This is a genomic window from Paenibacillus sp. FSL M8-0142 (assembly GCF_038597315.1).
Taxonomy (GTDB): Bacteria; Bacillota; Bacilli; order Paenibacillales; family Paenibacillaceae; genus Paenibacillus_AQ; species Paenibacillus_AQ lactis.
This window is the reverse complement of sequence record NZ_CP152008.1, coordinates 5,638,336-5,653,426: the sequence shown is the minus strand read 5'-3', so window position 1 is coordinate 5,653,426 and position 15,091 is coordinate 5,638,336. Positions and strand designations below refer to the sequence as shown.

Annotated in this window: 12 protein-coding genes; 9 read left to right on the top strand and 3 right to left on the bottom strand. The window is 49.2% G+C overall.

The genetic code is table 11. From position 1 onward, the window contains the following. Positions 1-39: 39 nt before the first annotated feature. From rlmD to NSQ46_RS25680, 5 genes are all read left to right on the top strand, one after another. Complete coding sequence (gene rlmD / locus NSQ46_RS25700) at positions 40-1,716, top strand: 23S rRNA (uracil(1939)-C(5))-methyltransferase RlmD (protein ID WP_342575256.1); 1,677 nt, start codon at positions 40-42, stop codon at positions 1,714-1,716. Between the two features lie 286 nt (positions 1,717-2,002). Next, entirely contained in the window at positions 2,003-3,148 is a 1,146-nt protein-coding gene (locus NSQ46_RS25695; RefSeq protein WP_007131025.1) for an endospore germination permease, read from the top strand. Positions 3,149-3,150: 2 nt separating this feature from the next. Further along, a complete protein-coding gene (locus NSQ46_RS25690; RefSeq protein ID WP_007131026.1) occupies positions 3,151-4,677 on the top strand; it encodes a spore germination protein in 1,527 nt (508 codons plus the stop codon). Further along, positions 4,674-5,810, top strand: coding sequence for a Ger(x)C family spore germination protein (locus NSQ46_RS25685; protein WP_007131027.1), 1,137 nt, complete (start codon positions 4,674-4,676; stop codon positions 5,808-5,810). The genes NSQ46_RS25690 and NSQ46_RS25685 overlap by 4 nt, the downstream gene beginning before the upstream one ends. A 786-nt stretch (positions 5,811-6,596) precedes the next feature. Next, positions 6,597-6,824, top strand: a complete 228-nt coding sequence (locus NSQ46_RS25680) for a hypothetical protein (protein WP_342575253.1) — start codon at positions 6,597-6,599, stop codon at positions 6,822-6,824. 58 nt (positions 6,825-6,882) lie between these two features. Here NSQ46_RS25680 and NSQ46_RS25675 read toward each other — a convergent pair whose 3' ends face one another. Next, positions 6,883-7,863 (bottom strand): BtrH N-terminal domain-containing protein, encoded by a 981-nt coding sequence (locus NSQ46_RS25675; RefSeq protein ID WP_341034356.1) that lies wholly within the window; start codon positions 7,861-7,863, stop codon positions 6,883-6,885. Next, the gene (locus NSQ46_RS25670) at positions 7,847-8,419 is read right to left on the bottom strand and encodes a PadR family transcriptional regulator (RefSeq protein WP_213614984.1); all 573 of its coding nucleotides are present in this window, start codon (positions 8,417-8,419) and stop codon (positions 7,847-7,849) included. The genes NSQ46_RS25675 and NSQ46_RS25670 overlap by 17 nt, the downstream gene beginning before the upstream one ends. Before the next feature lie 322 nt (positions 8,420-8,741). Between NSQ46_RS25670 and NSQ46_RS25665 the strand changes: the two genes are divergently transcribed. From NSQ46_RS25665 to NSQ46_RS25650, 4 genes are all read left to right on the top strand, one after another. After that, the gene (locus NSQ46_RS25665) at positions 8,742-9,698 is read left to right on the top strand and encodes an AraC family transcriptional regulator (RefSeq protein WP_210095629.1); all 957 of its coding nucleotides are present in this window, start codon (positions 8,742-8,744) and stop codon (positions 9,696-9,698) included. A gap of 197 nt (positions 9,699-9,895) precedes the next feature. Then, the gene (locus tag NSQ46_RS25660; protein WP_341034355.1) at positions 9,896-11,728 is read left to right on the top strand and encodes an ABC transporter ATP-binding protein; all 1,833 of its coding nucleotides are present in this window, start codon (positions 9,896-9,898) and stop codon (positions 11,726-11,728) included. Then, on the top strand, positions 11,697-13,445 hold the full coding sequence (locus NSQ46_RS25655; protein WP_210095631.1) for an ABC transporter ATP-binding protein: 1,749 nt from the start codon (positions 11,697-11,699) through the stop codon (positions 13,443-13,445). The genes NSQ46_RS25660 and NSQ46_RS25655 overlap by 32 nt, the downstream gene beginning before the upstream one ends. A 69-nt stretch (positions 13,446-13,514) precedes the next feature. Further along, entirely contained in the window at positions 13,515-14,378 is an 864-nt protein-coding gene (locus NSQ46_RS25650) for an alpha/beta hydrolase (protein WP_028404462.1), read from the top strand. A gap of 104 nt (positions 14,379-14,482) precedes the next feature. On the opposite strand, the gene NSQ46_RS25645 is transcribed toward NSQ46_RS25650, so the two are convergent. Next, positions 14,483-14,893, bottom strand: a complete 411-nt coding sequence (locus NSQ46_RS25645) for a VOC family protein (protein ID WP_342575249.1) — start codon at positions 14,891-14,893, stop codon at positions 14,483-14,485. Positions 14,894-15,091: the final 198 nt, after the last annotated feature.

The window sequence follows — 15,091 nt, the reverse complement described above, 5'->3', positions numbered from 1 at the left end:
GATATAGAAGCTAAAGCGGAAAGAAGTGAATGTCACATCATGAACAAGAAGCGCAGCAGGCGCGATTCGCGCCGCAGCAGCAAGCCGGCCGGAGCCTCGGCGGCCATCGCCGATCTGCCGGTGGCGAAGAATGACGAGGTTATCCTCGAGATTATCGGGATGACCCATGACGGCGAGGGCGTCGGTCGCGTCGAAGGATTTACGCTGTTCGTGCAGGGAGCCTTGCCGGGCGAGAAGGTCCGGGCGAAGGTGCTCAAGACGAAGAAGCAGTACGGATATGCCAAGCTGCTGGAGCTTGTCGAGCGCAGCCAGCACCGCATTGCTCCGCCTTGCCCGATCTATGACCAGTGCGGCGGCTGCCAGCTGCAGCATATGGATTACACCGCACAGCTGGAATGGAAGCGGCAGCTTGTGATCGACAATCTGGAGCGGATCGGGAAGCTGCGGGTGGTGCGCGAGGGGAGCGGAGTTGAAGGAGCTTCCCCGGCAGCAGGCGGATTGAGTGGGCAGGCTGATGCCGCGGCTGCGGCTGCAGGTCAAGACGCATCGGATCGCGGAGCGCAAGTCAGCGGCGACAAAAACAACAGCACCGGATTATATCAAGAGCCGGGCGCCGGCATCAGCGGCACCGGACTCCATGATGAACCAGGCGCAGACTTCGGCACTGGACTACATCAAGAGCCGGAAGCAGGCATCATCGTCCGTCCGACGCTCGGCATGAACGAGCCTTGGCGCTACCGCAACAAGTCTCAGGTGCCTATTGGTGTGACCGAAGGCGGGCTCATCGGCGGCTTTTACGCCCGCGGCAGCCACCGGATCGTCGATATGGAGACCTGTCTGATCCAGCATGAACAGAACGACGAAGTCGTGCGCCGCGTTAAGGCCATCGGCCGCCGGCTCGGCATTACCGCTTACGATGAAGAGAGCGGACAAGGCCTGCTGCGGCATGTCGTGGTGAAGATCGGCTTTGCCACCGGCGAAATGATGATCGTGCTCGTCACGAACGGCGAGCGCATCCCGCGCATGAACGAGTGGATCACGGCGATCCGCGAGGAGCTGCCGGCCGTCGTGAGCGTCTGCCAGAATATCAACACACGCAAGACGAATGTGATTTTCGGGGATGTGACTCGCGTCCTGTGGGGACGTGAAGTTATCCATGACTATATCGGCGACGTGAAATTCGCCATTTCCGCCCGCTCGTTCTACCAAGTCAACCCGGCTCAGACCGAGGTGCTTTACGGGAAGACGGTGGAGTATGCGGGGTTAACCGGGGAGGAAACCGTCATCGACGCTTATTGCGGAATCGGGACGATCTCCCTGTTCTTGGCCCAGCATGCCAAGAAGGTGTACGGCGTCGAGATCGTGAAGGAAGCGATCGAGGATGCGCGCGCGAACGCGGAGCTTAACGGCATGGGGCATGTCGAGTTCGAGGTTGGTGCCTCCGAGGACGTCATCCCGCGCTGGAAAGAGCAGGGCATCGAGGCCGACGTCATCGTCGTCGACCCGCCGCGCAAGGGCTGCGACCCGCGCCTCTTGGAGACGATTCTTCAGATGAAGCCGGAGCGGGTTGTTTATGTAAGCTGTAACCCGAGCACGCTAGCAAGGGATCTGCGGGTGCTGGAGGATGGCGGATACCGGACGGTAGAGGTTACACCGGTGGATATGTTCCCGCATACGGTGCATGTGGAGTGCTGTGTGTCGCTAGTAAGAAAGTAGTAATTAGGAGCCGCATTTACCTTCTATATTAGGGCCTAAGCGATGTGAACGCTTAGGCCTTTTCTTATGCGGGAGACAATGTGGAGGCAACAGCTAATGAACAAGATTTTCTTCACCCTGATAGTAGGTTCTTCATGTTCTTCCCAAAAAAGACCGAACTTCTTATTAAAAAGCTCTGTCTCGATCTCGTGCATAGCAATTATCGAAGCAGCTTTATGAAGGCATTGGTTGATTAGGGATCCCCTCCAAGAACAGTTACCGAATTTCTAAAATGAGTGATTTTGGGATGAAAATGAAGAAGATGGGAAAAGTAATGGTACTGCTTCCATTTAGTGCTTCACAGGGTAAGGTGAGTTTGATGCCGAAAATTTCAGTTTTACAGTCATACATGATCATAATACTTTCTGTCGGTTTGCTGAACCACGTCATCATCATACCGTTACTGCTCGGTTCATCAGGGCGAGATGCCTGGCTTGTAGTACTTCTTGTATTAATCGCTTCGCCAATTTGGATTGGCATTCTGAGCCATATCCTAAAAAACATGAACGGAATGCACGTTAGGGATTGGTTAAAGCAACAATTCGGAATGGTTCTCTCGGTAACCTTGATTGTTCTATACAGTGTACTTGTATGGCTTATGGGAGTCATTTCCCTTAAGGACACTATAACATGGACAATTGCAACTTATATGCCTCAATCTCCAATGCTTGTTCTCGCAGGAACGACGCTTTTCGGATGCTTCTTCGCGGCATTTAAAGGGCTTCGCACCATTGCAATTTTAAGCGGGATATTGTTGCCTTTTGTTGTTATTCTGGGTGACCTTGTCATGGTTGCAAACTTTCAGTTTAAAGACTACACCATGCTATTTCCTCTTCTCGAAAATGGGTTATCTCCGCTTTGGAAAGGCATACCCTACGCAGCTGGGGGATTGTTGGAGTTGTCGTTGCTGATTTTGTTTCAGCACAAGTTAACGAAAAAACCAGGTTTCAAAAGTTTAATGCTTATTTGCATCATATTATCCGGGCTAACGCTCGGCCCTTTGATGGGCTCGATCGCCATGTATGGCCCTGATGAAGCGGCACACCAACGATACCCCCCTTTCGAACAATGGAGAATGGTTCGACTGGGCGAGTATGTGGAGCATATTGATTTTTTCTCGATTTACCAGTGGTTATCCGGTATGTACATTCGAGTTTCCCTTTCCCTGTTACTCTTAAGCGAATTGTGGGAATTGCAAAAGTATAAGTGGTTGCCTATGTTTCTGGGCGCTTTATTCATGCTGGTTGTTACATTGTTGCCAATCAGCGATATGATTTTTCAAGACCTGCTCAGCCGATATTACTTTCCTTTGTTTTGTGTCTTTACCATTGTGGTCATGTTCGTATATTTCGTGCGAATTTTAATCTCAACACGGAGTAAAAGGAGCAATTGAAATTGATAAAGCTTTTCAGTAATAAATGGGCAAAGGACATAAAATCGTCGACACAACAAGGGGCGCCTGATACACAACCGCTTAATGAACAAACACTTCTTCAACGTTTCCAGATGTGTAGTGATGTAAAGGATCATGTTTACAAATTAAAAACTGGCGACGATCAATCAAGGATCGTTTTACTGTATTGCGATGGGTTATGTGACAACCAACAACTCATTCAGGATGTGGTGCTTCCTCACTTGACTCGGTTTTACGAAAATCACGGTTTTCAAAAGAACAAGGAAGTTCTGGAGTCGTGTCAATTACAGCTTGAGAGCATTTCCTTCGAGGAGTGGGGGCAAAAATCCGAAACGGACATTTTTGAGGGAAAACTGCTTTTGTTTATTCCGACACTAACTTCATTGTTCTCCCTCGACATATCGAAAAAACCGGCACGCCAGCCCGAAGAATCCAATATCGAAGTCTCTATTCGCGGGCCGAAAGACGGTTTTGTTGAGGAACTCGGTGTCAATGTTGCGTTAATTCGGAAACGAATCAAGTCAACAAGCATGGTATACGAAACGAAAACAGTAGGTGTCCGGACAAAAACAACTATTGCAATTCTCTATATGCAAGACATTGTTGATCCGAAAATCGTCCAAGATATCAAGATGAAATTGGATCGTGTTCACATTGACGGAGCAATCAGCGCCACTCAACTGGAAGAGTTAATGGAACCGACCAAAGCTTTGTTTCCTTTGATGGGCTATACGGGAAGACCCGACTTTACCGTTAACTGCATGATGAATGGACGTGTAGCGCTGATTGTGGATGGTACGCCTGCCGCGTTGATCGCACCGGCAAATTTGTTCCTGCTCTTGAAAACGCCGGAAGACATCCACTTTACTGCATTATCGTCTACGTTTGGGCAAGCGCTTCGTTTGCTCGGATTGACCGTATCACTCATGCTGCCCGGTTTTTGGGTTGCCATTCTTTCGTTTCATCAGGATCAGTTGCCCTATTACCTTCTTGCAACAATTGGCATCAACCGATTAGGCATTCCTCTTGGCGTGACAGGGGAAATGTTTCTCGCGCTCATCTTTTTGGAAATATTGCGGGAAGCCGGTATTCGGTTGCCTTCAGCGATAGGATCTACAGTTACGGTAGTGGGAGGGCTTATTTTAGGGGATGCAGCCATACGCGCAGGATTTTTATCCCCTAGCATTGTTGTCATAGGAGCTATTACGCAAGTGTTCGGTTCGACTTTATCCAACCAGTCAATGAGTGGGACAATAAGCATTTTGCGCTTCTTCCTGTTCGCTTTGTCTGCCATCTTGGGGTTCTATGGCTATTTACTTGCTTTGTTTATCGTGATAACTCATTTAGCCTCTTTGCGTTCATTCGGATTGCCTTACCTGGCTCCGGTTTCGCCTCTATATGAAGACTTCGCCAATGCCTTGTTCCGATTACCATGGAGATGGCGGAAAACTCGGCCAGACATGCTAAATACTCAAGATTCTACAAGCCAAGGGGATAAGCAGAAATGAACGCATATAAATTTACCGCAGTTCTTCTGCTTCCCTTCTTTCTCACCGGATGTTGGAGCAAATACGAAGTACAAAACATGAACTATGTAACTGCCGTTGGAATTGATTATGCGGATGGCCAATACATTATTTATGCACAGTTGCTCGATTTCTCCACAGTGGCAAAATTGGAAGGACAACAGAAATCGGAACAGCCTCCGATCTGGATCGGCATAGGAAAAGGTATCTCATTTACAGAAGCGGCGAATGATTTATACAGCACTTCGGAACAAAGGTTAAACTGGGGACAAATCTCAGCAATCTTGTTTAGCGAAAGATTATTGAAGGAACGAAAAGTGGGTGAAGTGTTGGAACTGATCGACCGATATCGTGAGATAAGGTACTTAGCTTGGGTGTTCAGTACGCGCGATCCCCTTGACGAGGTCTTAATTGCGACTCCATTTTTCAGATTATCGCCGAAAGCGTCGATTCTACATAACCCCGAACAGAATTATCGGCAGCGTTCTATCCTCGCTCCGATCCGCCTGCAAAGATTTGTAATGGATTCAAACGAAAAGGCGAGGACAAGCTACATACCAGAATTATCTGTCCGAAAGGATCAGTGGAAGGAAAATCAAAAACCGCATGATCTGCTTAGATATTCAGGCATACAAATATACGATAAGGACAAATATTACGCACGCATGAACCTCGAAGAAATAAAAGGATTGCCATGGCTGAATAAACACACAATCCGACTGCCCGTCAACTTGTTTTCCGATAACAAGCTTGTTGCAGTTCTCGTCGCGGAAAAACCCAAATATGACGTTAAACCAAGGGTTACATATAACAAAGTATATTTCGATGTTTCCGTTAAAGTGGAGGCTGGAGTAAATGAGCTACATGCAGACGTTACGGAGCAGGAACTCACGCAACTGGCCCAAAAAGAAATTGAGCATCAAATTAGGCAGACCTTTCAAACCGCGGTTGAAAAGAGAATAGATATTTATAATCTAGGGGAATCTCTTTTTCGCAGGAATCCGTATGCGTGGAAACGGATTGTATCTGGGACTGTATTAAACAAAGATTCCTTACAAACGATCAACGTTAACGTACAAATCGTGTACCCTGGCAGGTATAAACTTTCCCCTTGAATTTGGTTGTGATTTACTTTTGCGGGTGGTGCCAGCTTCCTAGTACTGCCTTATATGGGGTATTGGGCGACCGGTACCCGTTTCATTCGAGTTATTACCTCCTTGCCCGGTATCAGGAAACTTTACTTATGATAGTTGACACTGCTTATTCAACACATGTTGAGTGCTGTGTGTCGCTCGTATGGAAGTAATGATTAGGAGCCGCATTTACCTTTCATTAAAACTGATAGAGCCTAAGTGGGGTCACCGCTTGGGCTTTTATTATGCACAGATATTATAGAGACAAAATGAAAGGTGTTCAGGAAATGGAGGCCCTTTTTGTTATTGGGCATGTGGGCATGCGCGTGACCGTGATGTCCGTGAGCATGTCCATGGCTGTGATCATGCCCGTGATCATGATGATCATGGGTGGAATGCGGATGGCTGGAATGGCTCATAACATTTACCTCCTCGTATATGAGCAATTGCTCATATATTCTTATGAGATGATCATACACTCATTTTCCGACTGACGCAAGCCTTTTTTTGACATGTTGCGAAAAGCGAAGTAACGCGAAAAAAATTTACATATCCGATACATGTAAGGCTGGGATGATACATCTGCCCGATACCGTTTGAGCCGTGAGGGTATCCTCATGAGAATTTGAAAAAGGGAGGGCGGGAGGCGCGACCGATAACGAAGGAAAGGAGCTGGCCGCAGCACAACGTGGAGAGATCGCTTATTTTACGAAGTCTGTCCCCCGGTTATCCAAAAACTCTCAGCAGGTGTATGCCGGGGATTACAACATGGATATGCGAGTATCCTCCCGCGATGAGATCAGTGAATTGGCAGGCATGTTTAAGAAGATGATGCAGAGGATCAGGGAGCAAATCCGTATCATTGAACAGAAACGAGGTGCATTAAAGAAAGCTCAGGCACAAAACAAAGTGTTTTTCGCTAATGCTGCGCACGAGATGAATCCTCCGTTAACAACGCTCATAGGTTACGCCCAGATTATAAAGAAAAAGGGATAGAGTCATCAGAATACCTTCTGAAACTCTATCCTTTTTTACAAAGGAACGATTTATTTTCTCACAACAATAACTCCATGGCTGTGCGTTCTTTATCCGCGATCTCGAGCAAGAGCTTGGAAGCCTGCTGCAGCTCCTGGTGGCTGCCCGTTCTTCCCGCACGGTCGATTAATGCTGAGACGCTGACCCACATTGGGGCGATCTCCGTGAACAATTGGTAGGCTTGCTCGATTCGCGGGTCTGCTAATTGATCGGCGCATTCCTTCAAGTAATCCCGATACAGATTCCGAAACAAAGCGCCGCCGGTTCCCGCGCGTTCCATCAGCAAAGCCGTCAGGCATAAATCATGCTCGAAATGGCTGCTGCGGGAAGGCCACTTCAGGATTTCTTTGCTCATTTTCACGATGCCTTTATTTCCGATATTGCGGATAGGCGGGTTCAGATAGTCCTGCGCATTCTTGGTCAAGGATTGGCGTAATGCGGGAGCGAGCGGAGGTAAGGCGTCAATCGGCTCGAGCGTAAAGGAACGATTCCGGGAACTCATGGGTCCTTTTGCATTTCTGGCTTCAGCCAAGCTTGTCAAACGCGTCTTCACCAGACTGCCCTGTTGTCCGGTATCCGCCATATAGGCGTATTCGTCATCCATACCGTATAGGACCGCATAGTGACCGGCAAAGTGCACTTTGCTCGTGAAATAGTCCAAGTAATAGGAATCCAATTTCAGCCCGACCGGAATCCCGCGTTCGATACAGCCCCGTACGTTCCGCCACGCTTTATCGACGGAGGACGTTTCTTGAACGTTAACGGTCAAACGCAGCATGTCGGCGAGGTTGGCCGTCAACTGATCCACTTTCACTCTTCCGCCGATGAACGGAAAATCCATTCCCTTCGAGTCCCAATAAATGAATCCGAGCCCTTGTCCGAGTCCGAACAGCATCGGCTCCGACAGCTGGACTCCCGCAAACTGCATTAAATTGCCCATGGCAGTCGTTTCGCAATGCTCACCTTGGTAAGGAACGAAGCCTTCAATGATTGTGCTCATCTTCCCTGGTCTCCTTCGACAATTCGTTAATTAAACTGGCAACGAACGCTTGCTCACTCTCTATCAGCCTGAGCGGATGCAAGAACAGCGCCCTTACGTGCAGCGGCAATCGAACGCCGCCTTGGGATTCGAATTTTTGCCGTATGCCTTCTGAAGCCTCCCGAAGAAAATCCAACCTTTTCCGTAATGCAGCTATGGCCATGTCGTTCCCGATAAAAGGCATAGCGGCCAAGCCAAGATCGAAGCGATTGTCGCGCTCACGTGCTGACGACAAACTGTCAAGGATCTCATCTTTCAGCTGGGCCATGCCGGCTTCGGTGAGGACATACCGGGTCGGCGCTGGTCCCTTGCCGGATTTTCCATCGGATTCCTCGGATGCAATCCATCCTTTATCGCTCAGTTTCTTCAGTCCGACGTAGATTGAGGTCGTGCCGATGTTCGCCCATTCCCGATACCCTCGTTGATCGACTAATTTCTTAATATCGTAGCCCGAAGCTTGACGGCATTCCGCGATCATTTGCAGCAGCATGAATTCGACATTGGAAATAGGGTGCATGAAGAACCCCCTTAAATTTATTATTTCACATATGTAATATAACACCAGTGAAATATAAGTTCAATAACGGGTTCTATGGAGGCGCGTACGGCTGGTCAGAGTTGACCAACAGCACATTCGAAAGGGGAGGCACTCATCTTGTAGACTTGCACCGACTCATGTGGGAAGAGTTATTGGTCTTTTTTTAGAAAAGGCGATATTTCTGGGAAACATTATTTTATAATTTAGACATCATCGAGGTGCTAATGATGCTACAAAAGTATATTTATAAATTTTGCAAAATCCTGAATTAACAATTTTTGCGAAACGGGGTAGGAATAAAATGGCAGATTTCCATCATAACTTTCATTTGTTTTTCGACGAATTCGGCCTGCGGCAGCAAAGTACAAAGGGGTCGGAAATGACGATGAATACGCCGATCGGAGATGGAAGCATTCGTCGACTCGTTCCTCGCCCCGATCTCGAGATCGTGTTTGAAGAGTTGATGTTCCATGGCGATTTTCTCATGCCGCTAGCCACAACAACGCCAATGGTTGAGCTTCACTATTGTTTGCAAGGAACGAGGGTTATTCATGTCGAACGAAATCAGTACGAATTTGTTCCCGGGACGTGTGCGCTTCAACTCATCGACGAAGGGAAAGCGCTGTTTGAATTTACCGGAAATCAGCCTTATCAGGCACTATCAGTCGGGATTCCCGTTTCGACCTTCCATCATTACATGGAGGATATCTCGGGTGCCAGGCATCTTCATTTTTCCAGCCTTCTCGGGAGAAAGCCTTTCCGCCTTTTTGATGAGCCCATCGATCCCGCGTCTGCCGTAATTATTAAACGCTTGTCTCAGTCTGTGCAAACAGGCAGCATGAAGAACCTGGAGCTGGAGTGCAATGTGCTGGAGCTCCTGTCATCGGCCTTTCAGTCATTTCTTACCGAGCCGAAGACTCCGAGACTATCTAGCATTGAAAGGCAAAAAATACAGCGGGCGCGCGATATTATGTTGGAACGAATGGCGAATCCCCCCTCGCTGGTCGAACTGTCCCGTATGATTGGCCTGAACGATAACAAATTAAAAGTTGGCTTTAAAGAACTATACGGAACGACCGTATTTGGTTATTTGAGGGAAAAACGACTGGAAAAAGCCTTTCTCCTTTTGCAGCAAGGAGACTTGAATGTGACTGAAACGTCGCTTTCGGTAGGCTACTCCAACCCCAGTTACTTTACTGAGGCATTTCGGGAAAAGTACGGCGTAAATCCCGGAAACCTGCTTAGACGTTCATTTTGATTTGTAGCATGGAATTCATGAACAATTGTTTTATGGAAAGGCTGTTCTTCGGAGCAGTCTTTTTGTTTTGGATCGATGGCTCCCTGTAACCGCGAAAATACTCCGTCTACTGGTAGAGAAGGAATCGATTCGACTGTACGCTAAGGATTATGGAGTTTGTTTAAATACAATAAAACTCGAAAGGTCGAGGGAGAGCTATGACAAATAAAAAGGGGATAGCCAGACTGCTGGAAATCGCCGGAGAGAAGCGCGGACTGATGATCGTCTCCGGCCTGTTATCTTCGCTTAGTGCCATTTGTATGCTGGTGCCTTACGCTTCCGTCTATTTCATTTTGAAAGAGTTGTTGGAGCACGCGGCGTCCCCGGCTTTGGCTGACGGAGCGAAGATGATCCGCTTTGGCGTTATCGCTTTGCTCGGCTTCGCAGTCGGCTTGATTACGATGTACGCAGGGGGAATGGCTTCGCATATCGCCGCTTTCCGTATTCTTTACGGTCTCAGGATCAAGCTTTCCGGCCATATCGGCAAGCTTCCGCTCGGATGGCTGACCGGCAAATCGACGGGAGCCGTCAAGAAAACGCTGGAACAAAGCGTAGAGAAAGTGGAGACGTTCATTGCTCACCAGTTACCTGATCTCGTACATGTTGCCGTGACCACGCTCCTGATGATTGCCGTGATGTTCACGCTGAATGTTTGGCTGGCGATTGCTTGCATCGTGCCGATTGTTCTCGGTTTCGCGGTTCAGATCGCGCTCATAAGCGGGTCGGAGACGAAAGAAAACCTCAAGCGGTGCTATGATTCACTGGAACGGATGAATGCTTCTGCCGTCCAATATGTGCGGGGGATGCCTGCCGTCAAGGTGTTCGGACAAACCGTACAATCTTTTCGCCAGTTTCACCAGGACATGATTCGTTACCGCGACTATGGCGTTAAATTAACGGATCAGTTTCAATACGGATCTTTAATTTTCAAGGTGATTCTTGGCTCGTTAGCCGCGTTTATTCTGCCTGTCGGCGTGTTTTTGTTAAGCCGCGATCCGGGCAGCGTCGCCTTCGCCTCTGTTCTGTTGTTTTTCCTGGTCATGGCACCGGGCATATCCGCCCCGATGTTTAAAATCATGTTCCTGGCCGAAACGATCAGGGATATTAACGAGGGCGTGGAGCGCATCGACCGCATATTGGCGGAGCCGCATGTGCCGGAGCCCGAGCATCCGAGCCGGCCGACTTCATTCGATGTTACATTCGATCACGTCTTTTTTTCGTATGGATCGGAGCATGCGGATACCGATGCGCTTGCGGACATTTCCTTTACCGCCCGCCAAGGGGAAGTGACGGCGCTCGTCGGTCCGTCAGGAGCGGGCAAATCAACCATCGCGAACCTGGTGCCTCGTTTCTGGAATGTGAACACGGGATCGATTCGCATCGGCGATGTGGATATCCGCGAAATAGCGACCCCTGATCTGATGAACACCGTTGCATTCGTGTTTCAGGAATCCTTTTTGTTTTACGACACCGTGTACAACAATATCGCGGTTGGGCGGCCGGACGCGCCGCCGGAAGATGTGTACGCCGCGGCGAAGGCGGCGCAGTGCCATGCATTCATCGAGGACCTTCCGCTTGGGTATGACACGCTGATTGGAGAAGGAGGCGTTTATTTGTCCGGCGGGGAGGAACAGCGGATCGCCGTGGCTAGAGCGATCCTGAAAAACGCCCCCATCCTTGTGCTCGATGAAGCGACGGCGTTTGCCGACCCGGAGAACGAGCATGAGATGCAGCTGGCGTTGAAAACATTGATGAAAAACAAGACGGTCATCGTCATCGCGCATCGCCTGTCCACCATTCGGGATGCAGAACAAATTCTCGTCATGGACAGCGGGAGAATCGTCGAGCGGGGAAGGCATGAAGGGCTCCTCTCGGCGGGCGGCCTGTACGGACGCATGTGGAATTCCTATCGTCAAGCGGCAGCTTGGCATATGGGCAAAGGGGAGGTGGACGCTGAACATGAACATGCTGCGCAGCATTACGGCGGATAATCCGCGCTCGCTCGTCAAACCTGTTTTTTACACGACGATTGCCAACCTGGCGGGGATCATTCCTTTTGCGCTGTTGGTGGAAGCGGCGAGATTGATCTTTAACCCGTTTGTCCATCCCGATATCCCGCTGGATACGGCACGACTCTGGTGGGTGTGCGGTGGGCTGGCGGCTTCGCTCGTTCTCTTGTTTGTCTGCGAAATTCCTGCTTATCGAGCCCAATACCGCGACGCATACGGTGCGGCGGCGAACGGACGGTCTCGGCTGGCCGAGCATTTGCGCAAGCTGTCTCTGGGATACCTGAACAAGCGGGATCCGGGTGATCTGGCCAATATGATAACGGGCGATTTTGCGATGCTGGAGCACGGCATCTCCCATTTGGTTCCGCAGATGATCGGAGCCGTCGTCATGCCGGTTCTGGCCTTGATCGGCCTGTCTTTCCTCGACTGGCGCCTCGCGCTTTCCTTGTTCGCGGCTATGCCTTTGGCCATCCTGCTGGTGTTCTTGACGTCCGGCATCCAGCGCAAACTCGGCTCGCAGCATATGCGGGCCAAGATCGATGCCGGAGGCCGGCTGCAAGAATACTTGAACGGTATCCGGGTGATCAAAGCCTATAACTTGACAGGAGAACGTTTTGTCCGGCTTGAAAGCTCATTCAGGGAATTGATGCGGCAGAGCATCCGCCTCGAAGGGATCGTGGGGCCCATTGTACTGAGCGCGATTGCCTGTATTCGTGGCGGTCTAACCCTGATGGTCATGGCTGGTGTTCATCTGCTGCTCGGCGGAAGCCTGGATGTCATCACATTCGTAGCGTTCCTGATCATCGGAACCCGAATCTTCGATCCGTTGATGACAGCGCTCGCCGGTTATGCGGAGCTTCGCTATCTCGAGCAGGCGGGCGGACGCATCGTGCAGCTTTTGCGGGAGCCGGTCATGCAAGGAGAGCGGCTGCCCCCTGCAAATCATGATGTCGAATTGAAGCAAGTTACGTTTGGCTACATGGATCAGCAGGTTCTCCGGGAGGTGAGCCTAAGCATGCCGGCGGGTTCCTTTACCGCATTGGTCGGCCCTTCGGGCAGCGGCAAAAGTACGATTCTTCGGCTCATTGCCCGTTTTTACGACCCGGATAAGGGAACGGTGATAATGGGCGGGGAGGACATTCGTGCCATGGACCCGGAAGCATTGCTTCACAAAGTATCGATGGTGTTTCAAGATGTGTACCTGTTTCAGGATACGATCGCAGGCAATATCCGGTTCGGCCGAAAGGACGCAACGCGTGAGGAAATCGAGGAAGCAGCGCGGCTTGCTTGTTGTCACGATTTTATCCTGAAGCTGCCACAAGGTTACGACACGATGGTAGGTGAGGGAGGAAGCACATTGTCGGGAGGTGAAAAACAGCGGATTTCCATTGCCAGGGCGATGCTGAAAAATGCGCCGATCATTCTCCTCGATGAAGCAACGGCTTCTCTGGATCCCGAGAACGAAGCCGAGATTCAAAAAGCAATCGATCGTCTTGTTCGAGGCCGAACCGTCATCGTCGTTGCTCACCGGCTTAAGACCGTGCAGCATGCCGACCGGATTGTTGTAATGGATCATGGGCAGATCGTGGAGCAGGGCCGCCATGATGAATTGCTTTCGTCGAATGGCCTGTATGCCCGGTTATGGAGTCGGCAGCATTCGCCCCAGCAACCAGATATATTCCCTGACCACCGTCCTTAAGCTAACGGGCAGTGATGGTGAGGAAGCACGCGGTTTCTAAATTTATGAATGAGCATGGAGGATGAGCATATGAGGGATTATACCGTGATGTTGAATGATGGCAGAAAACTTGGATGTGCAGAGTATGGTCAAATTGATGGTGAAGCGGTCTTTGTATTCCATGGAACGCCGGGAGCACGCTACCAAATCTACGCTGCCCGGCTGGAATCTATTGCACAAGAAGGCCCAGTTCCGTTGCGAATTTTCGTACCAGAACGACCTGGGTACGGGTTATCGGATGCAAAAGCGGGAAGAACACTGGATGATTGGTGCCAGGATTTTGAAGCTTTGGCTGATGAAATTGGTGTTAAGCGGTTTTCTATTGTCGGGATTTCCGGGGGGGCGCCTTTTGCTCTTGCCTGTACGTATAGAATGCCAACACGCGTTCGGAAAACGGCCGTTATTTGTGGAATGGGTCCTATCGATATCCTTGGTCAAGAGGGGCTCTGTCTCTTTACGGAAGAAAAGGTTTGCCTTCAGGGTCCTGAATTCACCCGGGCATATATAACTAAGCTAGCAAATATGGTCAATGCTAACCCAGACCGCTTCACGGAATATTATATCGATAACCTTCCAGAATTGGATCGAAAATTAATTTCGGACGACCTGGTTCCCGTTCTTAAGCAATCCGGTATCGAAGCAACTCGGCAAGTGGACGGAATGGTAGATGATTATGTGATTTTTGGTCAACCATGGAACATCCCACTACAAAAAATACGCGTGCCCGTTGCGTTCTGGCATAGCGAAGACGATCATGTTGTCCCGATTCGCTATGCGGATTACCTAGCATCTATCATCCCGAACGCGAAACTGAGGCGGATGCAAGACTATGATCACTTTGGGTCGTTTTTAGCCGCACAACCTGAGCTTTATGACTTTTTAACTTTAGACTGATGTGACCTAGCCCTTTATTTCTGCAGAAATAAAGGGCAAAGTCAATTGGCGTATAAGAGGCTTGTTCGATTCTAGGGTCTTCCAAATTGAATGAGAGGAGGTATTCAGTCATTAACCATAACATCCCATGCTACACCAAACTTATCCCTAAGATGACCAAAATAATCTCCCCATGGTTGATCTGCAATCGGATATATTATAGTTCCCCCTTCGCTTAATGCCGCAAATAAGCGGTCAGCTTCTTCCCGGGATTTTGGATTGAGACTTATGGTTACATTCGGGATCAAATCCCAGTGCATGGGCTCCTTAGTATCGCTTGCCATTAATATACTTTCACCTAAATCTAGACCCATATTTAAAATAAGATTTTTGTCTTCATCCGGTAATTCTTTGTCACTTATATCCTGATAGCGTACAATTGGTCCTGCCAAATCAACCTTCAACGCATCTTTATAAAAGAACATAGCTTCTTCAGCTTGACCATTAAATTTCAAATACACGTTTAACTTTATCATCGAACATCCCCCCTTCTTTTCAATCCCTTTAATCATAGCGTTTAAAATACCCGCATGTTTCTTCTCGATTGCTGAAGTATCCTTTCTTTATTCCCTCCACACTCATTTTCATGCAAACCAATAGATTTGCCCGCCGGCCAGCGGCACCTATAATGTCAACAAACTAATCTTCACATCCACCGGAAACGAATCGAAGCC